The organism is Maricaulis sp. CAU 1757 (assembly GCF_054482675.1).
In genome coordinates this window covers 381157-404908 of sequence record NZ_JBTLRI010000003.1, presented here as the reverse complement: position 1 = coordinate 404908, position 23752 = coordinate 381157, and the positions used below count along the sequence as shown (strand labels likewise).

The 23752-nt window shown below is 64.8% G+C and carries 21 protein-coding genes; 10 read left to right on the top strand and 11 right to left on the bottom strand.

Annotation, left to right across the window (positions count from 1 at the left end; genetic code table 11):
- Positions 1-99: 99 nt before the first annotated feature.
- Positions 100-1044, bottom strand: coding sequence for a bifunctional riboflavin kinase/FAD synthetase (locus ACXYMR_RS10950; RefSeq protein ID WP_458942899.1), 945 nt, complete (start codon positions 1042-1044; stop codon positions 100-102).
- A gap of 4 nt (positions 1045-1048) precedes the next feature.
- Positions 1049-1492, bottom strand: coding sequence for a MaoC family dehydratase (locus ACXYMR_RS10945; RefSeq protein WP_458942898.1), 444 nt, complete (start codon positions 1490-1492; stop codon positions 1049-1051).
- Between the two features lie 120 nt (positions 1493-1612).
- Here ACXYMR_RS10945 and ACXYMR_RS10940 point away from each other — a divergent pair, with 120 nt between their 5' ends.
- Entirely contained in the window at positions 1613-1999 is a 387-nt protein-coding gene (locus ACXYMR_RS10940; RefSeq protein ID WP_458942897.1) for a response regulator, read from the top strand.
- Positions 2000-2048: 49 nt separating this feature from the next.
- Positions 2049-2741 carry a protein phosphatase CheZ gene (locus ACXYMR_RS10935; protein WP_458942896.1) on the top strand — a complete coding sequence of 231 codons (693 nt, stop codon included), beginning with the start codon at positions 2049-2051 and terminating at the stop codon, positions 2739-2741.
- Between the two features lie 7 nt (positions 2742-2748).
- On the opposite strand, the gene ACXYMR_RS10930 is transcribed toward ACXYMR_RS10935, so the two are convergent.
- The 3 genes from ACXYMR_RS10930 to ACXYMR_RS10920 all read right to left on the bottom strand — a co-directional run bounded on the left by ACXYMR_RS10930 (position 2749) and on the right by ACXYMR_RS10920 (position 5750).
- Positions 2749-3597 (bottom strand): TIGR01459 family HAD-type hydrolase, encoded by an 849-nt coding sequence (locus tag ACXYMR_RS10930; RefSeq protein ID WP_458942895.1) that lies wholly within the window; start codon positions 3595-3597, stop codon positions 2749-2751.
- A gap of 69 nt (positions 3598-3666) precedes the next feature.
- Positions 3667-4884 carry an EAL domain-containing protein gene (locus ACXYMR_RS10925; RefSeq protein WP_458942894.1) on the bottom strand — a complete coding sequence of 406 codons (1218 nt, stop codon included), beginning with the start codon at positions 4882-4884 and terminating at the stop codon, positions 3667-3669.
- Positions 4885-5081: 197 nt separating this feature from the next.
- Positions 5082-5750 carry an OmpA family protein gene (locus tag ACXYMR_RS10920; protein WP_458942893.1) on the bottom strand — a complete coding sequence of 223 codons (669 nt, stop codon included), beginning with the start codon at positions 5748-5750 and terminating at the stop codon, positions 5082-5084.
- Positions 5751-6031: 281 nt separating this feature from the next.
- Between ACXYMR_RS10920 and groES the strand changes: the two genes are divergently transcribed.
- Together groES and groL are read left to right on the top strand one after the other, a co-directional pair.
- Positions 6032-6322: a co-chaperone GroES gene (gene groES, locus ACXYMR_RS10915; RefSeq protein ID WP_458942892.1), complete on the top strand. Its 291-nt coding sequence runs from the start codon at positions 6032-6034 to the stop codon at positions 6320-6322.
- 53 nt (positions 6323-6375) lie between these two features.
- On the top strand, positions 6376-8022 hold the full coding sequence (gene groL, locus ACXYMR_RS10910) for a chaperonin GroEL (protein ID WP_458942891.1): 1647 nt from the start codon (positions 6376-6378) through the stop codon (positions 8020-8022).
- Between the two features lie 114 nt (positions 8023-8136).
- Here groL and ACXYMR_RS10905 read toward each other — a convergent pair whose 3' ends face one another.
- Both ACXYMR_RS10905 and ACXYMR_RS10900 read right to left on the bottom strand, forming a co-directional pair.
- Positions 8137-9666, bottom strand: coding sequence for a serine hydrolase (locus tag ACXYMR_RS10905; RefSeq protein ID WP_458942890.1), 1530 nt, complete (start codon positions 9664-9666; stop codon positions 8137-8139).
- A gap of 58 nt (positions 9667-9724) precedes the next feature.
- On the bottom strand, positions 9725-10435 hold the full coding sequence (locus ACXYMR_RS10900; protein WP_458942889.1) for a helix-turn-helix domain-containing protein: 711 nt from the start codon (positions 10433-10435) through the stop codon (positions 9725-9727).
- Between the two features lie 268 nt (positions 10436-10703).
- Between ACXYMR_RS10900 and ACXYMR_RS10895 the strand changes: the two genes are divergently transcribed.
- On the top strand, positions 10704-12626 hold the full coding sequence (locus tag ACXYMR_RS10895; protein ID WP_458942888.1) for a S9 family peptidase: 1923 nt from the start codon (positions 10704-10706) through the stop codon (positions 12624-12626).
- 81 nt (positions 12627-12707) lie between these two features.
- Positions 12708-13664 (top strand): hypothetical protein, encoded by a 957-nt coding sequence (locus ACXYMR_RS10890; protein ID WP_458942887.1) that lies wholly within the window; start codon positions 12708-12710, stop codon positions 13662-13664.
- A 241-nt stretch (positions 13665-13905) separates the two neighbouring features.
- On the opposite strand, the gene hisS is transcribed toward ACXYMR_RS10890, so the two are convergent.
- A complete protein-coding gene (hisS, locus tag ACXYMR_RS10885) occupies positions 13906-15390 on the bottom strand; it encodes a histidine--tRNA ligase (RefSeq protein WP_458942886.1) in 1485 nt (494 codons plus the stop codon).
- A gap of 179 nt (positions 15391-15569) precedes the next feature.
- Between hisS and ACXYMR_RS10880 the strand changes: the two genes are divergently transcribed.
- Positions 15570-16001 (top strand): hypothetical protein, encoded by a 432-nt coding sequence (locus ACXYMR_RS10880; protein WP_458942885.1) that lies wholly within the window; start codon positions 15570-15572, stop codon positions 15999-16001.
- Positions 16002-16019: 18 nt separating this feature from the next.
- Here the strand turns inward: ACXYMR_RS10880 and ACXYMR_RS10875 are convergent, their stop codons facing one another.
- The 3 genes from ACXYMR_RS10875 to ACXYMR_RS10865 all read right to left on the bottom strand — a co-directional run bounded on the left by ACXYMR_RS10875 (position 16020) and on the right by ACXYMR_RS10865 (position 21331).
- The gene (locus tag ACXYMR_RS10875; protein WP_458942884.1) at positions 16020-18134 is read right to left on the bottom strand and encodes a protein-disulfide reductase DsbD family protein; all 2115 of its coding nucleotides are present in this window, start codon (positions 18132-18134) and stop codon (positions 16020-16022) included.
- Between the two features lie 154 nt (positions 18135-18288).
- Positions 18289-19065, bottom strand: coding sequence for a SapC family protein (locus ACXYMR_RS10870; RefSeq protein ID WP_458942883.1), 777 nt, complete (start codon positions 19063-19065; stop codon positions 18289-18291).
- Positions 19066-19186: 121 nt separating this feature from the next.
- On the bottom strand, positions 19187-21331 hold the full coding sequence (locus tag ACXYMR_RS10865; protein ID WP_458942882.1) for a TonB-dependent receptor: 2145 nt from the start codon (positions 21329-21331) through the stop codon (positions 19187-19189).
- Between the two features lie 109 nt (positions 21332-21440).
- On the opposite strand from ACXYMR_RS10865, the gene ACXYMR_RS10860 reads away from it, so the two are divergent.
- From ACXYMR_RS10860 to ku, 3 genes are all read left to right on the top strand, one after another.
- Positions 21441-21869, top strand: coding sequence for a transcriptional repressor (locus tag ACXYMR_RS10860; protein ID WP_458942881.1), 429 nt, complete (start codon positions 21441-21443; stop codon positions 21867-21869).
- Between the two features lie 45 nt (positions 21870-21914).
- Complete coding sequence (locus ACXYMR_RS10855; RefSeq protein ID WP_458942880.1) at positions 21915-22838, top strand: thioesterase family protein; 924 nt, start codon at positions 21915-21917, stop codon at positions 22836-22838.
- Between the two features lie 67 nt (positions 22839-22905).
- Complete coding sequence (gene ku, locus ACXYMR_RS10850; RefSeq protein ID WP_458942879.1) at positions 22906-23748, top strand: non-homologous end joining protein Ku; 843 nt, start codon at positions 22906-22908, stop codon at positions 23746-23748.
- Positions 23749-23752 lie beyond the last annotated feature (4 nt).

Genomic DNA, 23752 nt, shown 5'->3' with positions numbered 1-23752 from the left:
CCCGGGCGGGTAATTCGACCCGCCGGCGGCGCGATGCGGTTTCGGGAACCGCGCGTGATCAGGCAGAAACGGACCATGGTTCGCGTTTAACAGAGCCTGTCAGGACGGTCCAGACACGCCATTCAGCACGGCGCGCGCCTGATCGGCATCGGCGGCAATGGCGGCCTTCAGGGCGTCGAGGCCGTCGAAGCGACGCTCGGGCCGCAAGTGTTCGACCATTTCCACGGCGATCTCGCGGTCATAGAGGTCACCCCCGAAGTCGAACAGATGGACTTCCAGCCATTCGCGCGTGCCGTCCACCGTCGGGCGGCGACCGAAATTGGCGACACCGGGACGGAGGATCCCCTCCCCCGGCAAACCCACGCGTACCGCGTAAACGCCGCTGGCCGGACGGACATACTCCCCCAGATCGATGTTTGCCGTCGGGAATCCGATTGTCCGACCAACCTGGTCGCCGCGCGCCACCCGGCCGTCAATGATCCAGGGCCCGCCCATCCAGGCGCCGGCTGCGGCGAGATTGCCGGCACTGATGGCATCGCGAATGCGCGTGGACGAGATTTTTTCCTGACCGGCATCATGAAGGGCGGCGAACCGGGCCACGGCCCCATGCGCTTCACTCAACCGCTGCAGATCCTCGACCGAACCGGCCCGGCCCGCCCCGAACCGGAAATCGGCGCCAGTCACCACGCCCTTCATGCCCAGCCCGTCGACCAGAACCCGGGCCACGAAAGCGTCCGGGGTCATGGCAACCAGACTGGCGTCGAATGGCAGCACGTGAAGCCGCTTGACCCCGAGATCGGACAGTACCTGGTTGCGGCGCCCCTCGCTCATCAGGCGGAAGGGCGGCGTGTCCGGCGCGAAATAACGACGAGGGTGCGGATCGAAGACGGCCACCGCCAGCTCGGCCTGGCAGTCCTCGGCAAGGCTTGCGGCCTCGCTCAGGACCCGGCGGTGCCCCAGATGAACACCGTCGAAATTGCCAAGCGCCACGACGCTGCCGCGGTCCGAGGGCGACAGGCCCGTATGTCCGCGCAGCACCTGCATGGGATCAGTCGACCGCCTTGCGCCGCCGCTTGCGCACCATGACTTCAGCTTCGGCTTTCATGGTCAGGGTGTCGCCCACTCGGCACTCGCAATCCATCACCGCCTTGCGGGATTTCAGGTCGACTTCCTTGACGGTGACGCGGGTGGTCACGACGTCGCCAATTCGTGTCGGCTGGAAAAAGCGCATGTTCAGACCGAGGAAGATGGCCCCCGGTCCAGGCAGTTGATTGCCGAGCACGCCGGAAATGAAGGACGCCACGAGCGCGCCGTGTGCAATTCGGCCCCGAAACGGTGTCCGGCGTGCGAATTCTTCGTCCATGTGCACCGGATTATAATCGCCGGAGACCTTGGCAAACATGTCCAGATCTTCTTCGGTAACTGTCCTAACCGCTTCTGCGAACTGGCCAATTTCCATTTCCTCGAGGGCGATGCCTGGACTGTCCGACATTGAAATCTCCTTGTTGCGCCTGCTTTAACCGATTTTTATCCGCGAATGTCTAGGGTCCCAACTGAAGACGGCGGAACAAGCCGTCCGGATGGAAACGCGTCGAGTGGATGGAGACTACGCATGGCTGTCGAAATGACTATGCCGATCCTGGTTGTGGACGATTACAAGACCATGATCCGTATCATTCGCAACCTGCTCAAGCAGATTGGCTTTGAGAATGTTGACGAAGCTGCCGATGGGCAGGAAGCCTACGAGAAAATGCAGAAGAACAAGTATGGGCTGGTCATCTCTGACTGGAACATGGAGCCGATGACCGGCTACGAACTCCTGCAGAAAGTTCGCGGTGACGACAGCATGAAGGCCACGCCCTTCATCATGGTGACCGCCGAATCGAAGACCGAAAACGTGGTTGCCGCAAAACGGGCCGGTGTGAACAATTACATCGTGAAGCCGTTCAATGCCGGCACCCTCAAGTCGAAGATGGCAGCCGTTCTGGGCGACTTCTAAGAAGTGTCCGTCGTTACGCCAACTGAGTCTTCGAACTAGGGAGGGGCCCATGCCCGCCGCCAATGTCGCTGCGCAAGTCCGTAGTTCGCTCGCCGAATTGAAGGCCAGTGATCTGCAAGACGCCCAGATCATGGAAGTCCTGAAGCTGGCCCACCAGCTGACGGATACGATGAAGTTGTTCTTCAGCTCCCTCGACCAGTCGATCTGCCAAGAATTCAATTACATCGCCGATTACATCTCCCGCACCCGCGACGAGATTTCCGCCCTTCGGCCCAACGACATCAAGTCCGAGCGCATCCCGACTGCCGGGGTCGAACTGGAAGCCGTTGTGGGTGACACGGAAAAGGCCACCGAGACCATCATGAGTGCGGCTGAGGCAGTCCTGTGCGACGACTCGGCGGACTATGACGAGTACAAGGCCAATGTCGAAGCGGCGATGATGACCATCATCGAGGCTTGCAGCTTCCAGGACCTGGCCGGCCAGCGCGTCTCCAAGGTCGTGGGCTCTCTGCGCCACGTGGAAAACCGGGTCGCCCGCTTTGCCGAGGTGATGGGTGTTCGCGATGCCGATCACCCGGCCGAGGAAACCGAAGAGGAACGGCGCAAGCGCGAGCTGCTGCTCAACGGTCCGGCGATCGGTGGCCCGGAAACCAGCCAGGACGACATCGATGCGATGTTTGCCGACAGCGCTGGCGAAGCCTCACCGCTCGACCAGTCCTCGATCGACTCGCTGTTCGACTAGGACGCGCCTACCAGACCAGTTTCGGCGCTGCATAGCGCGCTGAAACGCCATACTCCGACAACGCCTCCTCGACCCGGTCCGGATCGAAGGAGGCGTTTTCCATTTCGGCTCCGAGAATGCCGTCCGCAATGAACAGCGCGTCGACACCGATGCGCGATGCGCCCTCGATGTCTGTTTCCGGGCCGTCACCAATGGCCAGGACCCGCTCGAGCGGCGTGTCCCGGCCGATACCCGCCAGCGCCCGCGCTGCGAGCTCGTAGATTGGCCGGTGCGGTTTGCCGGCGACGATGCTGCGCCCGCCCATCTGGCGGTAGTGCCGGGCAATGGCACCGGCGCAATAGACCAGCCCCTCACCGGACTGGACAACGATATCGGGGTTGGCACAGACGAGGTCGAGCTTGCGGGCCAGCGCCTCACGAAGGACGCTGTCATAGTCTTCCGGATGGCCGTTCACCTCGTCATCCGGTCCGGTACAGCTGATGAAGTCCGCCTGCCCGATATCGGTGAACTCGATGTCGAGACCGACATAGAGCGGATCGTCGCGCTGCGGCCCGATGCGAAAGGCACGGCCCGGCGTGCGCGCGGCCAGCTCGGCATGGATGGCATCACCGGACGTGACCATCGCGTCGACGGCATCGTCCGGCAGGCCCATCTGGCGCAGCATCGCCTGCAGGTCGCTGCGCGGCTTGGGTGAATTGGACACCAGGCACACGGCACCGCCCGACCGGCGCCATTCGCGCAGGGCCTCGACGGCTTCGGGCAGGAGTGCCGCGCCGTCGCGGATCACGCCCCAGACGTCACAATAGAGGGCATCGTAGCGGGAGCGCAGGCTGCCAAGCGTAGGATAATCGGTCATGAGGCCGCTTGAAGCAGGGCCGACGGGTCGCGTCAATCGCGCCGCTCGGCAAGCCTTCGCGGGGATCCGCTAGCCGGCCAGCGTAACCGCCTCGGGCTTCACATCCGGATGCGGGATGTCGAGCGCGTCGCCACGCACCGCCTTCGGCTCCCCGAACAGATGCCCCTGGCCATACGCCACATCGAGCTCGAGCACCTCGACCACGGTGGATTCTTCCTCGACCTTGTCGACGATCAGCTCCAGTCCGTGACGGGCAAACATGCCGGCCACATCCTCGACGGCAATGGCGCCGGGCTCGTAGCCGGCAATCGACTCGCCGTCACGCAGGGCCCGGAGCAGGCGGTGGCCGCTGATCTTGACGAAGCGGACCCCGGCCCGCTCCATCTCGTCGAGATCCATGGTCACATTTGAGACCTGGTCGACCGAGAAACGGAAACCGAAATCAGCCATACGCGCCATGTTGCGCGCGGCGCGCGCATCGCGCTCGAAGAAGGCTTGCTGGGTGATCTCGAAGATCAGCGAGCTGGCCAGGTCCTGGTTCTGGCGCACATAGTCCAGGAATTCCGGGAAGAAGGTCTCGTCCGACAGGGCGTTGAGCGAAATGTTGCAGAAGATGCCGACGCGGCGGTCCTGCCCGGTCAGCCGGCGCACGATCTGGACACAGCGGAATAGAAGGAGGTTGTCGACTTCCGTCATCAGCCCGGCCTGTTCGGCGGCATCGATGAAGGCGGCCGGGGCAAGAACACGCCCGGTCTCGTCGCGCAGGCGCGAGAAACTCTCGTAATAGGCCACACGGCGCTGCGGCAGGGTGACGATGGGCTGGAGGTAAAGGTCGATGCGATTGGCCTCGAGCGCCTCGCGCACCATGGCGACACCGATATGCGATTCCGACGCGGGCAATGCGTCTTCATGGTCGAACTCGCCGTGATCGCCGCGCCGCACCATGTCTTCCAGGATGCGCATGTCGTGGACCAGGGCGTTGTCGCGCTCGATCGCTTCGGCTCGCAACTCGTCGGCGATGGCATCGAAACGCTTCTGGGCCGCCTCGAACTCCTCGGCCAGTTCCAGGTTGGCGGCCTTGAGATTGTGGATCTCGTCCTCGAGGGAACGCCGCTCCTGGGCGCGGGCCGCGGCGGAGTGGGCCAGGCTGGCAACGATGAACACGATGGCGCCCATCATCCAGGCGGTCATGGTCGGCATCAGGCCGAAGAACTCGAACCCGATGGCTGCCACGACGGCAATCATCACGTAGGTGAGCAGGATGAGCATGTTGGAGGCGCGTTGCATGGCGGGCCTTCTGGCAAAAACGAATCGTCACGCGGACTTGTCATCAAGCCTTGCCGCGTCGTGTTGTATTTCGGTTAACGAAGGTAAACCGAGCCTCCGCTTTCCCACAACTGCAGCGCGCCGCCTAGGCATAAAATAAAGCGGCCCGCCGATGGCGGGCCGCTCTACCTGGTCGTGACGACTGCAGATGCAGCGCGTCAGGAGGTCGTGTGCGGGCGCAGGACGATCTCGACCCGGCGGTTCTGGGCCCGACCGGCCGGCGTGTCATTGCTGGCGATCGGCGAGCGTTCGCCCATGCCGGCCACATAGAAGCGGTCGCGCATGACGCCCTGGGACATCAGATAGGTGGCCACGGAGGAGGCGCGGCGCTCGGACAGGCGCTGATTATACTCCGCCTCGCCGGTGGAATCGGCATGGCCGACCACATCGACATACGTGGCCGGATAGCGGTTCAGCACGTTCGAGACGTCATTGAGGATGCCGTAGAACTGCGGCGCGATCTCGGAAGAATTGGTGGCGAAGGTGACATCGCCCGGCATGATCATGCGCAGCTCGTCGCCTTCGCGACGGACGCCGACACCCGTGTCGGACAGGGCTTCGCGCATGGCCGCTTCCTGACGATCCATGTAATTGCCGACGGCACCACCAGCCAGGGCGCCGACGCCGGCGCCGATCAGGGCATTGGTGCGTCCTTCCTCGCTGTCGGAGGTATTGGTCAGATAGCCGAGAGCGGCTCCGGCCGCGGCGCCCAGCAGGACCCCGGTGCCGGTATTGTTGCGACGCACTTCGCCGGTATACGGGTCGGTGGTGGTGCAAGCGGCCATGGAAACGGCGGTCAGGGCGACCGCAGCAATGCGCAATTTCATGAATCTTCCCTCTTCGCTAGGCAACCGGGACACAAGGCCGGGCTGTGACTGGCATAATCATGCAAACATGATCACTTCCCAGATGAACGCGGGCTGACTGACTTCGTTCCCGCGGCTCTGTACTTGGACTCACAACACGGCGCAAAAATGTCGGTGCCGACCTCTTGACGGTGCCCCGGCCACCCCCTATCTGCCCGCTGTTAGCAGTCGGGCGGGGTGAGTGCTAACCACACCCCGGCTGGCTCGGAAAAACCATTGTCTCTTGCTGGAGAATAACCAAGATGACTTTTCGTCCTCTGCACGACCGAGTGCTGGTGAAGCGCGTCGAAGAAGAATCCACGACCAAGGGCGGGATCATCATTCCCGACACGGCGAAGGAAAAGCCGCAGGAAGGCGAAATCGTCGCTGTCGGCGGCGGTGCCATCAAGGAAGACGGCTCGGTCCGTCCGCTCGACGTCAAGGAAGGCGATCGCATCCTGTTCGGCAAATGGTCCGGTACGGAAGTGACGCTGAACGGCGAAGACCTCCTCATCATGAAAGAATCCGACATCCTCGGTGTGATGAGCGCCTGATCGGCCGCTCCATCCCTTTCAGATTCAATCCCTAGATAAACGGAAGCAATCTCATGGCTGCCAAAGAAGTTCACTTCTCCTCCGACGCCCGCGAGCGCATGCTGCGCGGCGTCGACATCCTCGCCAACGCCGTCAAGGTCACGCTGGGCCCGAAAGGCCGCAACGTGGTCATCGAGAAATCCTTCGGTGCCCCGCGCACCACGAAGGACGGCGTCTCGGTCGCCAAGGAAATCGAACTGGCCGACAAGTTCGAGAACATGGGCGCCCAGATGCTGCGCGAAGTCGCGTCGCGCACCAATGACGAAGCCGGTGACGGCACCACGACGGCCACGGTTCTCGGCCAGTCCATCGTGCGCGAAGGCATGAAGTCGGTTGCCGCCGGCATGAACCCGATGGACCTGAAGCGCGGCATCGACAAGGCCGTCCAGCTCGTCGTCGAGGAAATCCGCTCGATCTCGACCCCGATCAAGGGTTCCGACGAGATCGCCCAGGTCGGCACCATTTCGTCGAACGGCGAAAAGGAAATCGGCGACATGATCGCCAAGGCCATGGCCAAGGTCGGCAATGAAGGCGTGATCACGGTCGAAGAGGCCAAGTCGCTGGAAACCGAGCTGGAAGTCGTCGAAGGCATGCAGTTCGACCGCGGCTACCTGTCGCCGTACTTCATCACCGACGCCGACAAGATGCAGGCCGAGCTGGAAGAGCCCTACATCCTGCTGTTCGAGAAGAAGCTGACCTCCCTGCAGCCGATGCTGCCGATCCTGGAAAGCGTCGTGCAGTCGGGCCGTCCGCTGCTGATCATCGCGGAAGACGTCGAAGGCGAAGCGCTGGCCACCCTGGTGGTCAACAAGCTGCGCGGTGGCCTGAAGATCGCCGCCGTCAAGGCGCCGGGCTTCGGTGACCGGCGCAAGGCCATGCTGGAAGACATCGCCATCCTGACCGGTGGCCAGGTGGTGTCCGAAGACCTCGGCATCAAGCTGGAGACCGTCACCCTCGACATGCTCGGCTCGGCCAAGCGCGTCACCATCACCAAGGACGACACCACGATCGTCGACGGTGTGGGCGACAAGAACCAGATCGAAGCCCGCGTCAGCCAGATCCGTCGCCAGGCCGAAGAGTCGACCTCGGACTATGACCGCGAAAAGCTGCAGGAACGCCTCGCCAAGCTGGCCGGCGGTGTGGCCGTGATCAAGGTCGGCGGTGCCACCGAGATCGAAGTGAAAGAGAAGAAGGACCGCGTCGACGACGCCCTCAACGCGACCCGTGCGGCCGTGGAAGAAGGCATCGTGCCGGGCGGCGGCGTAGCCCTGCTGCGCGCCTCGCTGAAGCTGCGTGGCCAGGAAGGCGACAATGCCGACCAGACCCGCGGCATCCAGATCATCGCCCGCGCCCTGCAGGCGCCGATCCGTCAGATCTCGGAGAACTCCGGTGTCGAAGGTTCGATCGTCGTCGGCAAGGTGATCGAGAATGACAGCCCGACCTTCGGCTTCAACGCGCAGACCGAAGAGTATGGCGACATGCTCGAGTTCGGCGTCATCGACCCGGCCAAGGTGGTCCGTACGGCTCTGCAGGACGCGGCATCCGTCGCCTCCCTGCTGATCACCACGGAAGCCGCCATTGCCGACGCTCCGAAGAAAGAGGGCGAAGGCGCCGGCATGCCCGACATGGGCGGCATGGGCGGAATGGGCGGCATGATGTAATCATGCCGGTCCACTGACCGAACAGGGAAAGGCCCGCTCGATTGAGCGGGCCTTTTCTTTTGTGAGAATATCCGTCTCCCCGGCGCCACCGGAACAGCGACGCCAAGGTGCCATCTATTCCCCTTCCAGCCGTTCGATCTGCCGCCGCGCGTGATCGCACCAGTGGCAATTTCCGTCGCCCGGATCCATCTCCAGGGACAGGCGGTAATGCCGCAAGGCCAAGTCCACCTGTCCGGAACGGGCATAGGCCGTGGCCAAAGAATCCTGCAGATTGCCGTCGCCTGGAAAGATCCGCGTATTCCATCGCATGAGCGCGATGGCCCATTCCGTCCGGCCCTCCTCCAGTAAATGAAATCCGAGCCGATTGAAGACCCACGCCTCCTCGATTGGTCCCGCCCCGCGGGCTTCCAGCAGAGCCGGCAATTGGCTCACGGCTACGGGCGAATTGTGCGTCGTGAAGTCCTCCACCAGACGGATTGCATAGGGCGCGATCGGGACGGGTTCGTAGTCGGCATCGAACAGCATGTGGCGGATCGCATACCCCATGCGTTCCATCTCCCGGCTGGCCTCATTGGTGAGATGCAGGACCAGGATATCCTCTTCCGGATAGCGGTGGATCGACGCGAAGAAGATGGCATTGCCGCCATTATGGCTCAGCACCGGCGTCCCGTGGGGACTGGTCCCAACGGCCCAGCCATAGCCGTAATGCGTGAAACCCGGCATATCGAAACCGCTGGGGATATGGGGCGCTCCCATGCGCGCGCGGCTCCCTGCCGAGAGAATGCGGTCATCCTGGAAGGCGCGGTGCCAGCGCTCCAGATCCGCCATCGTGGAATGCAGCCCGCCATTGCCCCGCAAATGCCAGGTAACCGCCTCTTCGCGCCAGCGCTCCAGGAAGAACCAGCCGGTATCGGCCCGTGCCGGATCGGGCTGGCGGTAATTATAGCCGCGCGCCGCCTGGTCCTCGTGCCAGTCCATCAGCCGATAGCCGGTGTGGTGCATGCCCGCTGGCTCGAACAGCGTTGCGCGCAGGAAGGCTTCATAGTCCTGCCCCGACACCCGTTCGATGATCGAGGCCAGCACCGAATATCCCGCATTGGTGTATTCGTGCCGCGTGCCCGGCACCGATGTGAGCGGGCTGGCGAACAGGGCCGCCATGAACTCCGCCTCCGACACGAAGGGATCGGCATCATGTCCCTGGAAGCCGCCGGTATCATCCGACAAACCCGACGAATGGCTGAGCAGTTGGTCGATCGTGATGTCCGCCTTGTCGGCTGGGACATCCTCGAAGTGATCGGCCAGCCTGTCTTGCAGGGAGAGCTGCTCCTGTTCGGCGAGAACCAGGATAGCTGCCGCGGTAAACTGCTTGGTCAGGGAGCCGATGTCGAACAGGGTGTCGGTGTCAAAACCGCGACCCGTGCGCCGGTCGGCCTCTCCGAAGAAGCCCTGATAGACCGCCTCTCCTTCAACCCAGACCCCGATCGCGCCGGGTACCACGCCATTGGCCTGGCTCTGGCGCACGAAGCGGTCGATGCGTTCCGTGAGGACCGGATCGCTGCCGGTGGACTGGGCGGACGTGGTGGCTGGCATAAGGCACACGAGTGCCCCGGCCACGGCACCCGCAAGGATGCGAAGCTGCGACATGATAGTCTCCAGATTGTTTATGCTCAGGGGCCGGCGAACCCGACCCGGGTATGAATGCCTATTTCCAGCGCAAGCTGATGATGAAGCAGCCCAGCGCCCCGAACAGGCTCATCAGGCCCGGTATCCAGAACCAGCGCAATGGCGACCGTTCCACTACGGTCTGGCTGTCGAGTGCGCGAAAATAGCGGCGCCCGTTATCCACGGTCTCGACAAAGCCCTCGCCCTGCATGATGCGCTGAACGCGAACTTCTTCATCGAGGCGCTCCTGCAGCGCGATCTGCTGCGCTCTCATCTCTGCTACTCTGTCAGGAGTCCCCCCAAAACCAGCATCTACAAGGGCAAACACGTCGAGGGGTTCACCCGGCAAGATCACGCCGCGGGACAGGTAGATATATTCGACGTGGCTCGTGTCTGAGGCGGTCAGGGCCGCGCCCGCCGAAGCGCCACCGACCAGAAGACAAGCCAACCCGGCCAGCATCCAGCCCCGCGACAGGTTCCGGGCGGTCCGCTGCAGGGTCATTCGGGTTGCGCGAACGCTGGCCACGTTCGGCAAGGCGTCAATTTCGTCCGGGTCGAGATCACTGACCAAGGCTTTCACATCAATCCCGTAAGCCTGAACCAAGCGTCCGAACACTTCGTCGGAGGGATAGGATTTCCCGGTCTCAAGCTTGGACAGGTAGGACTGTTCAATGCCGGCCCGGGCCGCCGCTTCCGGCTGGGTCCAGGCGGCCCGTTCACGTTGCAACCGCAGGTGATCGCCAAACTTCATCTTGTCGCTCTTTCACTCACTCACGCCCACCCTGGAGGCGGGCCGACGAGCAAAGTCTTTGGTATTCCCCGCGGGAATGACAGGTGAATATCGCGGACTATCAAGGAAATTCATGGAATTATCGAGACTGTAGCCCACAAGGTGTCCGGCAGCGCGACATCGGCTGACCCTAGATCCACGCGCGCCGCAGCGCCGACTTTCGTCGCGCATGGCTTGCGCGCAGCGTGATGTGCGTTAACGTTTTTCGCCTGATCGGGGAGGACGCATCATGTCTCGCATTGCCTGCATGCTTACACTGACCGCCGGAGCACTTCTGACCGCCCCGGCCCTGGCCCAAGAGGTACCGCCGGAACACGACGCGGCGACCTTCCACATGACCACCAGTTTCGGCATGGCGCGGTCGTCGGGCCATGCCTTCTCGGCGGAGACCGGGGACCTCCTCGTGTCGTCCGACGAAACCGGGGTGTTCAACGTCTATCGCATGGACCCGCAAAGCGGCGAGCGCACGCCGCTGACCGAGTCCGGCAGCAATGCGACCTACGCCGTCAGCTGGTTCCCGAACGATGACCGGGTGCTGGTCACCGCCGACACTGGTGGCGACGAACTGAACCATGTCTATGTGCGCGAAACGGACGGCAGCCTGACCGACCTGACGCCCGGCGAGAACCTGAAGGCGGACTTCGCCGGCTGGGCACCGGGTGGGGACGCGGTGTGGGTGACCACCAATGCCCGCGATGCTTCCGCGTTCGACGTCTACGAGATCAACCTTGCCGATTACAGCGCCGAGATGGTGTTCGAGAATAGCGACGCCCTGCAGCTGGGCGATATCAGCCCGGACGGGCGGTGGCTGGCGCTGGTACGCAACCAGACCTCGGCGGACAGCGACATCCTGCTGGTCGACCTGGCGCAGGACGAGCCGGTGGCGGAGCTGATCACAGAGCACGAAGGCAATATCTCGCACGGGGTCTACACCTTCACCCCTGACAGCTCTGCCCTGGTCTACGCCACCGACGAGCACGGCGAATTCAACCAGGCCTGGACCTACAACCTGGCCAGCGGTGAGCGGGCCCCGCTGGTGACCGCCGATTGGGACGTCCAGTTCGTGACCTTCTCGCCGAGCGGGGATTTCCGGGTCTCGGGCATCAATGAGGACGGTCGGACCTCGGTCACGGTGCTCGATACGCGGACTGGTGAACCGGTCAGCCTGCCCGACCTGCCGGCGGGGGATCTCGGGTCCGTGCGGTTCTCGCGTGACGAACGCCGCATCGCCTTCCTGATCGACAGCGCCACCTCACCGTCGAATGTCCATGTCGTGGACCTGGACAGTGGTGACCACCGCCAGCTGACCGATGCCCTCAACCCGGCGATTTCGCAAGACCAGCTGGTGGACGCGGAAGTGGTTCGGTTCGAGAGCTTTGACGGCGTCGAAATTCCCGGCATCCTCTACCGGCCGCACCAGGCCTCGGCGGACACTCCGGTGCCCGCACTCGTCTGGGTGCATGGCGGGCCCGGCGGGCAGAGCCGGGTCGGCTACTCGGCCACCATCCAGCACCTGGTCAATCACGGCTATGCGGTCTACGCGGCCAACAATCGCGGCTCGTCGGGATACGGCAAGACCTTCTTCCACATGGATGACCGGCGGCACGGCGAGGAAGACCTGCGCGATATCGTGGCGGCCGGCGACTGGCTGCGCGAGCAGGACTGGGTCGATGGCGGGCAAGTCGGGGTCATCGGCGGCTCCTACGGCGGCTACATGACGGCCGCCGCCCTCGCCTTCCATCCCGATGCCTTCGAGGTTGGCATCAACATCTTCGGCGTGACCAACTGGGTGCGCACCCTGGAATCGATCCCGCCCTGGTGGGAGGCCTTCCGCGAGGCGCTGTATGACGAGATGGGCGATCCGGCGACCGATGGCGAGCGCCACCGTGCGATATCTCCGCTGTTCCACGCCGACCAGATCACCAAGCCGATGCTGGTCGTCCAGGGGGCCAATGACCCGCGCGTTCTGCAGGTGGAAAGCGATGAACTGGTCGCGGCCGTGGAAGCCAATGGTGTTCCGGTGGAGTACGTGCTGTTCCCCGATGAAGGACACGGCTTCCGGCGGCGGGACAACAGGATTGCCGCTTCGGAAGCCTTTGTGCGTTTCCTCGATACCCACCTGGCAAGCGCCGGAGGCGTCTCGCCCGAGTGACAAATAGTTCAGGCCCGCGCAGCCGCCCCGTAATGCCAGGGGCGGCAGGGTGGCGATGAGATATTTGCAAGGGGACTAGACATGAAACGCATTCTTCTGGCCGGAGCGGCCATGTGCACCATCGCCGCCGGCGCCTTTGCCCTCGACCAGGGCAAGAGCGATCACCACGACGGACCGGCCAGCATCATTTCGGTTGGCGGCCAGCACATCGAGATCCGCGATGGCGTGATTACGGTCGACGGCGAACGCATCGAGGCCGGCCCGGACAGCACCATCATCATAGAGGGTGACACCATCCAGGTGATCGATGGCACACGCCACGGCGATCACATGCGACGCCGCATCCATGTCGAGCGCGGTGACTGGGAGCATCACGCCGAAGCGATGGCGGATATGCTGGAGGGCATGGACTTCGACTTCGAGTTCGACGGCCTGCACGAAGAGATCATGGGGTCGTTGCAGAGCGCTCTCGCCGGTCTGGACAGTGAACACCGGATCTACACGGGTGACTGGGAGGAATTGTCCGAGGAAGAGAAGGCAGAAGTCCGGGCCGAGTTGGCAGAGGCTCGCGAGGAAATCCGCGAGGCCATGCGTGAGGTCCAGGCCGAAATGGGGCATGCCGGGCGAGAAATGCGCCATGCCGAACGGGAAATGGCCGAAGCCCATCGTGAGATGCGGTTGGAGATGCGTCGCGTGCACCGCGACGAGGCGCGTGCCGAACGGGACCGGGTCCGCGCCATGCGTGACATGGAACTGGACGAACGGCGCGAAGAACTGAGCGAACTCCTGGGACCTGCAGAAGACCTGCGCCTGGAACGCGACGAGGATGGCCGCCAGCGCATCTGGGTCGATGGCGAGGAAAAGACCGGAGACGAGATGGTCGAGTGGCTCAATCGCCTTGAATCATCCCGCCTGCTCGGCGGCAATGACACTCGCGGGCGCAGGGTCGTTCAGCTGCGCCAGCAGGACAGCGAGGACGGCGTCACCCGCATCCACATCGAGGACCGCGACGGCGACGCCCTCGACGAGCCGAATTGATTCCGCACTCGGCCTTGCCGGAGCCAGGAGTGAAAGTTCCGGCAGGGCGGAACGCCAAAAAAAAAGGGCTGGCAAAGGCCAGCCCCTAGATAACGGTTGGTCGATAGAAGGCGTCTCCTCCCCGAAACGCCGAAAGGACGGACGGTCAGGCCCGATCCATGTCCCGACGTTGACGCACCGCCCTGCCTGCGTCAAGCCCGCTCCAGCGAAGTTTCGCGGATAAGGTGGCCAAGCGCTTAAATTAATCCTGATCCTTGTAGCGGGCCGCGAGCTCGTGGACCGCGGCGACCCAATTGGTCCGACTGACGGTCTGCTGGGCCGGCTGCTCTTCGCGCCACTGGCGGTTGTCGGTGATTCCGGCGGCCAGTTCGCGACCGAGGCGCAGATCCTTGATCGTCACCTCACCGGCCTCGCGCTCGTTGGAACCGACAATGATGGCGGCCAGAGCGTCGCGGCGGTCGGCATACTTCATCTGCTTGCCCATATTGCCGCTGCCGACGAAAGCCTCGGCGCGGAAACCCGCGGCGCGCAATTCGGCGGCCATGGCGAGGTATTCGGCCGAGGCCGACTTGTCGGCGGCGACCACGATGACGAGGTCGTCGCCCGTGCTGCCTCCGGTCAGGTCGAGGGCCCGCAGTGCCGCAGCAAAGCGGCTGACACCAAAGGAAAAGCCGGTGGCCGGAACGGCCTGGCCGGTGAAGCGCGCCACGAGGTCGTCATAGCGCCCGCCACCGCCGACCGAACCGAACTGGATCGGGCTGCCGTCCTCGTAGGTGGCCTCGGCCAGCAGCTCGGCCTCGAACACCGGGCCGGTATAATAGCCCAGGCCACGGACCACGGACGGATCGAACACGGCGCGGCTCTCATCGACCTTGATGGCCTTGAGAACAGCGTGGATCTCCGCCAGCGCCTTGAGACCGGCCTGGCCCTTTTCGGACGCACCGATCAGCGGCTCGAGGCGCCCGATGACGTCGTCACGGCTGCCCCCACCGGCGTCGAGGAAGGCGAGAACGGTATCAACCCCTTTGCTGTCGAGCCCGGCACCCTCGGTGAAATCACCGCTGTCGTCCTTGCGGCCTTCGCCCAAGAGCGCGGCGACGCCGTCGCGTCCCAGCCGGTCCAGCTTGTCGGCGGCGCGCAGCACGCGCATGCGGCGTTCCGGCTCGGCGGCACCGATGCTTTCCAGCACGCCGTCCAAGACCCGCCGGTCATTGACCCGCACCACATAATCGCCGTCGGCCAGGCCCACCGCACGCATGACGTCGGCCGCCAGGGCGATCATCTCGGCGTCGGCGGCCGCGCCGGCTGCACCGACCGTGTCGGCGTCGCACTGCACGAACTGGCGAAAACGGCCCGGACCGGGCTTCTCGTTGCGCCACACGTCACCGGCCTGGTAGCGCCGGTAGGGCTTGTTGAGATCCTGGAAGTTCTCGGCCACATAGCGCGCCAGCGGAGCCGTGTGATCGTAGCGCATGGACAGCCACTGGCCGTCATCATCCTCGAGCGCGAACACGCCTTCATTGGGCCGCTCCTCATCCGGCAGGAACTTGCCGAGGGCGTCGGCGAACTCGAAGGCCGGAGTCTGCAGCGGCTCGAACCCCCATTTGTCGTAGATGCGGCTGGCGGTATCGACGAGATGGCGCTCGACGCGCAGCACGGATCCGCTGCGGTCCTCGAAACCGCGCGGGCGGCGGGCCTTGGGTCGGAAGGGCTTCTTGGCGCTCATCGGTTTCTCCGGCTGTGTCGGCGGCGGGCGGGACGGCTCGCGAAGTCGGTGTTTTCCACGGGCGCGGGGCATCTGTGAACCCGCTTTGGCACCCGCTGCGCCCGTAATGCCCGCCATTCACCGGAAATCAAGGCCTTAGTTGCAAGCTGGGCGCAAACGAAACCGTCGCGGAGTCTCCGATGTCCAGACTACTGACAAGCCTCGCCCTGGCCGCTGCCCTGACCGCGCCAGCCCTGGCCGGACCCGGCCAAGAGCTGGCCGATCTTGCGGCCGACATCGAACAGGAGGCCCAGGGACGCGCCGCGCAGGCCCGGGCCCGCCCTGCAGCCCCGGCACCGGAGATGGCGCCGGGTGACCCGCTGGTGGCGCAGCTGGAGCAGTTCACGGTGCAAGCGGTCCTGCTCGGACGCGCCGTCGACGATGCCGGCGGCCCCGAGGACTTGGGCTGCATCTTCCGCGGCATGGCAGCGGACGCCGATGCCCGCCTCCGGGCCGTGTCCGACGCCGAGGACGGAGCCGCCGAGGCACGCGCCTACGACGCGATCGTCACGCTGATGGGACAGGCCGTACAGCTCGCCCCTGCCGCCGACCACGAGGCCGGCCTGGACTGAACGGGATGCGCCGCAGGGTCAGCGGCCGACCGCCCCCTGAAGCGCCGAGATCACGCCGTCACGGCTGAGCACGGTCGGCAGCACGCGGGCCGGGCCGCCATCGGCGGGATATAACAGGTAAAGCGGCACGCCGGCCTGGTCGTGCTCGGAGATCAGCGCCGCGATGTCCTCGTTGCGATTGGTCCAGTCGGCCTGCAGGAAGGCCACGTCGAATTCGGCGAACGCGGTACGGACATCGGCATCGTTGAGCACGCGCATCTTGTTGACCTGGCAGGTCACGCACCAGGCCGCGGTGACGTCGACAAACACCGCCCGCCCCTCGCTGCGCAGTGCCGAGACGCGCTCGCGGGACCACGGCTCGGTGGTGCTCGAGGCCGCAATGGTCGCCGACGTGTCCGGCAGGCGCGCCACGAAGGCGGTGGAGACCACGATCAGCACCAGGCCGAGCACGGTCATCAGCCGCCACACCAGTCCGCGCTGGCCATGGGCCCAGACGGCAAAGGCCAGGGCGAGCATGGCGATGCCGAGCAGCAGCACGCCATTGGCGCCGGTCTGGATGGCGAGCACCCACATCAGCCACAGGGCCGAGCCGAACATCGGGAAGGCGAGCACCTGGCGGAAGGTCACCATCCATGGCCCGGGACGAGGCAGGCGCTCGAGCAAGGCCGGGAAGAAGCTAAGCAGGACGAAGGGCGCGGCCAGACCGAGGCCCAGAGCGGCGGCGATCAGCAGCACCACCGGGGCCGGCTGGGTCAGGGCGAGTCCGAGCGCTCCGGCGGCCAGCGGGCCAACACAGGGCGCGGCGACGACCACGGCCAGAACGCCGGTGAAGAAGGCCCCGCGCTTGCCCGGCTTGTCGGCCAGTCCGGCGCCCACGCCCATCAGTCGCGAGCCGACCTCGAACGCGCCCATCAGGTTGAGGCCGATGGCGAACAGCAGCAGGGAGAGGATGGCGACCACCAGCGGCACCTGCAGCTGGAATCCCCAGCCGACGGGCATGCCGATCTCGCGCAGGATGACGAGCAGCCCGGCCAGGCCCACAAAGCTGACCAGGACGCCGGCCAGGAAGACGAGACCCTGGATCCGCACGACTTCCGGGTGCCCGTGCGCCGACTGGACGAATTTGAGCACCTTGATCGACAGGATGGGGAAGACGCACGGCATCAGGTTGAGGATCAGTCCGCCGGCCAGGGCGGCGATGAACATGACGAGGAGATTGATGCTGACGGCAGGGTCCGCCGCGGCTTCGGATGCCAGGCCGAACTCACGGTCAGCCGCAGGCACGGTGATCTCGATCGACTGGCTCTGCCAGCTGTCGCCGACCTGCACGTCATAGGTCAGGACCGCCAGGTAGTCGCCGTCGAGCCCGTTTTCCAGCTGGTAGCCGGGATGGGCGATGACCAGGGTCTCGTCGGGCCGCTGCTCGATGGTCTGGGGCCGGGCATGCTCGATCAGGCCAGACTCGGCCGGGAAGAGCTTGAGATCGCGGATTTCGGTCTCGCCACCGGTGAACGGGCCGCCGGCCAGGGCCAGAACGAGATAGCCGTCCGAAAGGCTGAACGAGGCGTCTATGTCGTCGCGCGGGGTCGGCAAGGCGTCGAGCGCGCCGCGGATGTACCAGTAGCCCGCTTCGCTCTGAACCGGTTCCGGACCGACCGGCAGGCTGAGGCTCAGTGTCCGCTCCTCGGGCACGCAGATCTCTTCGCAGACCAGCCACACGGCGTCGGCCCGGATGTCGATACGGGTGCCGGCATACCCGGCATCGACCGTGACCGGCATGGGCAACACCACCTCGCCGCGATAGCCGTAATCCATGATGATGTCGCTGAGCGGCAATTCGACCGGGGTTGGCCACAGGATGTCGCCGACAGTGACCCCGTCGGGCACGGTCCAGTCGATCTCGACGGGCAGGCCGTTATCGCCCGGATTGCGCCAATAGGTGTGCCAGCCGTCAGGCATCACCTGGTGCAGGCCGATGAGAAAGTCCTCGCCCGGAGCCACGACATCGCGATCCGCCACCAGCTGGGCATCAATGATCTGGTCGCTCGGCGACCAGCTCCCCGGCACCTGCATGGCCTGGACGGGGCCGGTCACCGCAATAAGCGCAACCAGAAAGGCAAGGACTGAACGCATCAAGAACCTCATGTCAGTGGCGGGACCGGTACGGCACACCGGGGATATAGGCGGAATTCGCCCGCTGTCGAAAGCGTCCTCCCGGAAAGGTGATCCCGAAATGCAAAACGGCCGCACCCTGGGGTACGGCCGTTGCAGTGATCCTCGCCGACAATCAGCCCTGTTTCGGGGCCGCCTGCAGCGAGGTGCGACGCAGGATGCGATCCCAGCGCTGCAGCGAGATCAGGTGAGCGGTGATCGCCACCAGGTCGCCGCTGTCGTGCAGCTTCTTGAGCTGGTCGGCGGAAAGGTTGGTGAACTTCTCGTTCGACACGCCCCAGTATTCCGCCACGGTGACCGGGTTTTCCGGATCCTGCGGATTGGCGACCTTGACGTCTTTCTTTTCCAGCAGGTCCAGCGCGGTCAGGCGCTCGACGAAGGCTTCGGTCGACTTGGCGTCGTTCTCGAAGGCCGACACGAAGTCGATGGCCTGCTGGGTGTATTCGGTCGGCTCGCCATTGGCGTCGAAGAAGGGACGCTCCGGGTTCTCAGAGACGACGAATTCGGCCGCCATGTCGATGCAGACGGTGGAGTTCTGGTCGGTGCCGCTGGTGGCGCTGACGAACGGATAGCGGCGCACATAGGCCGGAATGTAGTGCTCGTGGTCGAACTGGCCTTCGTCATTGACGAAGAGGTTGCTGCCCTGGCGCAGGCCCATGACCAGGACCGGCATCTTCTTGTCACCCAAGAAGATGATCGGATAGCTGCCGCAGGCAAACGCGAATTCCGGGCTGATCGCCGGAACAAAGTGCCATTCCTTCAGGAAGTTGAACGGCGAGTCGATGGTGTTGACGCCATAGGTCTTGTGCTTTTGGCGATTGAGCGGTTCGACATCCCGGTAGAGCGGAACGGAACCGGTCAGGCGCGGCTCGGTGGCGGCGGTGTCAGCCATGGTGAATTACCCCTTCAATTCTTCGACTGGCTAGATAGCGGATAAGCCCGGGGGCAGCAACGCGGGCACGCAGGGACATGGTAAACCGTGGGTGCCGTCGGCCGGCCCGCAATGCCGCGGGCTAGAAGTCGAGGATCAGGGCGGCGCGGAAATTGCGGCCCGGCAGCGGCAGCTGGTCCTTGAGGAATGAGGTGTGCAACCGGGCCTCTTCGTCGCCGAGATTGCGTCCCTCGAACAGCAGACGAAGCCCGCGATCCTCGAACGGCTCAACCGACCAGCGGGCATTGACCAGGATGTAGCCGCCGGTCTTCAGCTCGTAGTCGGCGATCTCGTCCTGGACGTCGGCCCATTCCGCTTCCACGTGCAGGGTCTGACGCGCCGTTTCGGCCGTCACTCCAATGGTCGCCGAGAGCGGCGGGATGCGCGGCAGGTTGGCACCGGAATCGAGCTCGCCGCTGACATATTCCGCGACCACTTCGCCGGACAGGTCCCAGCCCTGCCAGCGACCGAGCGGACCGGTCAGCCGGGTCTCGAAGCCGGTCAGGTTGGCATCTTCCTGACGATAGACGAAGACGGGCAGCCCGTCCTCCTCGGTGCCGGTGGCAAACTGGGTGATGAAGCCGTCATAATCGGCCCGGAAGACCGCGGCTTCCAGATCCCAGGCGTCCAGCTGTGTCCGCAGCGTCAGTTCGAACGAGGTCGCGGCTTCGACGCTCAGATCGGCGGCGCCGCGCTCATACGACCGGGTCGCCAGGTGGGGCCCGTCCGCGAACAGCTCGACATCGGTTGGTGCCCGCTCGGAGCGGGAGGCGGTCAGCGCGAGGAAAGTGCCATCGACCGGGCGGTAGAAGACCGAGCCGGACAGGCTCTGGGTATCGAAATCGCGGCCCTGGGAGGCGGTGTCGATTTCCCGCGTCTCGACACGCAGGCCGCCCTCGACACCCCACACGCCGGTGTCCCAGCGCTCGACGAGGAAGGCGCCCCAGTCACGGGTCTGCGAGGCCGGCACGAAAGCTTCCTCGCCGATGGCGGCAAAATCGCGCGAGAAGGCCTGCAGTCCGCCTGCCCCTTCCCAGATACCGTTACCCAGTTCGACGTCGCGATGGCGGACCTCGAGCCGGCCTTCCCAGCCCTCATTGTTGAAGATGGTCCCGGTTTCCGCGCCTTCCAGCTCGACATGCCGGTAGTCGCCCGTCCCGAAGGAGAATTTCACCCGCTCGACATGGTCACCGAGGTCACGCCACTCGCCCCGCAGATCATAGCGGGTCTGCTCCAGGTCGATACGGACACTGTCCTCGCCGTGCTCGTCTTCTGCGTGCTCGTCGCCAGCGTGGTCGTCGCCGGCGTGGCCGTGGTCTTCGTGCTCCTCACCGTGAGCATGGCCACCGGGAATGCCGTAGAGCGCGTTCGAGCGCTTGACGGCAACGCCGATGAAGCCGCTCTCGCCGACCCAGGACACACCGAACGAGGCAGCATCGAAATCGAGTTGCGAATTCTCCACCATGCCGAAGGGATGGTCGTCGCCCTCCCCATGGTCGTCGTCATGGCCGCCCTCCTCGGCTTCCTCGCGCAGGCGAAACGCCTCGGACTCGGCATAACCGGGAATGTCGTAGGGCTGAGCACTCCGTGTCAGGGCCTCGATGTTGAACACCAGTGAGCCGGCATTGAAGCGGATACGGCCGGCAGCGGTGCGCCCCTCATCGACTGTCGTGCCCTGCACCATGGCGCGGCCTTCCAGCGGACGCTCACCGCCCTCATTGGCTCGCTCCGAGGGGATACGGCCGTCGATCACATTGACCACACCGCCAATGGCTCCGCCGCCGTAGGCGATGGCCGCGGGACCGCGCAGGATCTCGACGCTTTCCGCTTCCAGCGCTTCGGAGGCCACGGCATGGTCGGGGGAATTGGTCGAGGCATCGATCAGGCCGACGCCATTGACGACGACCCGGACCCGGTCGGACCCGAGGCCGCGAATGACCGGCCGGGAGGATGCGGGCCCGAAGAAGCTGGTGGACACGCCGGGTTCATGGGCAATGGTGTCGGCCAGCGACCCGGACAGATTGTCCTCGATATGGCGCCGGTCGACGACTTCCACGGCACCCGCGACCTCGTCGGCGTCAACCTGGAGCGCCGAAGAAGTCACCGTGACCACGTCGATGTCGCGCTCCGGCTGGGCATCCACAGTCTGCGCCTGGGCCGCACCCGCGCCGGCAAGGACCAGCAGGGAGCCTGTCAGGGCTGTTGCTCGCAGGAATTGATTGGTCATCACATCGCCTAGGATAGCCTCGATTTGACGCCGTAATATTATAACGTTTCGGCCCATGCAATGCGTGACGGGTGTGAATTGCCGCCGGGAGCGATTAAATATCTGCAAGATGACGACTGATTCTCTGAACCACGCCCTTGAGGCTGCCGAGACCCACTGCCTCAAGCGGGGCGAGAAACTCACGCCGGTACGGCGCCGCGTGTTGGAGCTTGTGCTCAGTTCGGATGGCCCGGTGAAGGCCTATGACCTGCTGGAGGCGCTCAAGCCCGGCCCGGGAGCGGCCAAGCCGCCCACGGTCTACAGGGCACTCGATTTCCTGGTCGCGGCTGGCCTGGTGCACAAGGTCGAAGCGCTCAGCGCCTTCGTCGGCTGTGCCCACACGCACGATGCCGGGGCCGCCGAGCTGTTCATCTGCACCCAGTGCGGAAATGTGCATGAGCGCCATGGCGGCGGCCTGTCGACCCGGCCGCCGGAAGGGTTTGCCGTCGAGCGCTCGGTCGTCGAGCATTTCGGCCTGTGCGCGGCCTGCAGCACCTGACGATCCCGAGGGCCTTGGCGGCCCGGACTCCAACGAGGAAGAGCAATGATCGAATTGTGGCGCGGATCGGTGAACGCCTGGGAATGCGACGAGCTGGGCCACATGAATGTGCGCTTCTACCTGGCCAAGGCCAGCGAGGCGATCGGATGGCTGGCGGCTGAGGCCGGACTGGGCCGGGTCTACCACCCCAGCGCCACGGCGACCCTCATCCCGCGCGACATCCACATCCGGTTCGTCGCCGAGGCCCGACCCGGCGCCCCGCTCTACATCACCGGCGGCTTCCTCGACATTGCCGAGGACCAGGCCACCATCCAGTTGGTCATGCGTCATTCCGGTTCTGACAGGATCGCGGCCCTGTACCGCATCGTCGTCGGGCATGCCGAGCCCAATGAGGGCGTCGATTTCGCCTGGCCGAACCGGTTTGCCGCCCAGGCCGAGCGGCTGAAGATCGAGGCGTTTCCCGACGCGGGGCCGCGCGGCCTGAGCCTCGCGAATTCAGAGATCACCGCCAGCCGGGCGCGGGCCGACGACCTCGGCCTGAGCCGTATCGGACGGGGCCATTTCAGCCAAGCGGAGATGGACGGGTTCGGTGTCCTGTGCAGCGAGTTCCTGCTCGGCCGCATCTCCGACAGCGTGACCAATTTCGAGGCCGCTTTCCCCGAGGATTTCAGCGCTCACCGGGAAGGTCGCCCGGCCAACATCGCATCGGCCCTGCTGGAGTGTCACATCCGGCCCGCGCGCTGGCCCCGTGCGGGCGACAGCTTCATGGTCCGCTCCGGCCTGAAATCGATCGGCCCGAAGGTCCGCAATATCGTCCACTGGGTGCTCGACCCGGCCTCAGGCCATCCGTGGTGGACCATGGAGGGCGTCGCCGCCCCGCTTGATCTGGACAACCGCCGCATTGCCCCGGTCGGCGACGAACTGCGGGCCGAACTGGAAGCGCGCTGCATCCCCGACCTCTCCGCCTGAGCGCGAGTTTCGGAACCTTCTGCACCGGCTGCGGGTTTTTCTCCCAGCTAGCAGAGCGGGACACGACATGGCACGCGCATACTGGAAGGGGTATCTCCGGCTGTCCCTGGTGGCGATCGGGATCGAGCTCTATTCGGCGACCCAGAGTTCCAGCCGGCTCAGCCTGCACCAGATTCACAAACCGTCCGGCAAGCGCGTGCGCTACCAGAAAACCGCGCCCGGTATCGGGCCGATCGACAGCGACGACATCGTCAAGGGCTACGAGATCGACAAGGACGAGTATGTCCTGATCGAGCCTGACGAGCTGGACGACCTCAAGCTGGAGAGCCGGTCGTCGATCGAGCTCGTGCAGTTTGTCGAACATCACGAGATCGACCCGCGCTATTTCGCCAAGCCCTATTATGTGGTGCCTGCAGACGACGAGGTGGCGGCGGAAGGCTTTACGGTCATCCGCGAAGCCTTGCGCAAGGCCGGCAAGGTCGGCCTCGGGCAGATGGCGGTACGCGGCCGCGACCACATCATCGCCGTGAAGCCCTGCGGCGACGGGCTGTTGCTGGAAACCCTGCGCTATGCCGACGAAATCCGCGAGAGCGACCAGATCTTTGCCCAGATCCCCGAGCTCAAGGCGGACAAGGACATGTTGGGCCTGGCCACCGAACTGATCGACCGCAAGACCGCGCCGTTCGAGCCGGAGGCCTTCCAGTCGCAGTATTTCAGCGCCCTCAAAGACCTGATCGACGAGAAGCGGGAGGCCGGACGCGTCAGCTCCGACGACAGTCGCCCGGCGGGATCGGGCGGCGGACAGGTCGTCGACCTCATGGCCGCGCTCAAGAAGAGCGTCGAGAAGTCCTCGAAGGGCAAGGCGAAGTCGCGCTCGAGGTCCGCGCCTGCCAAGAAGAAAGCCAGCTAGGAGA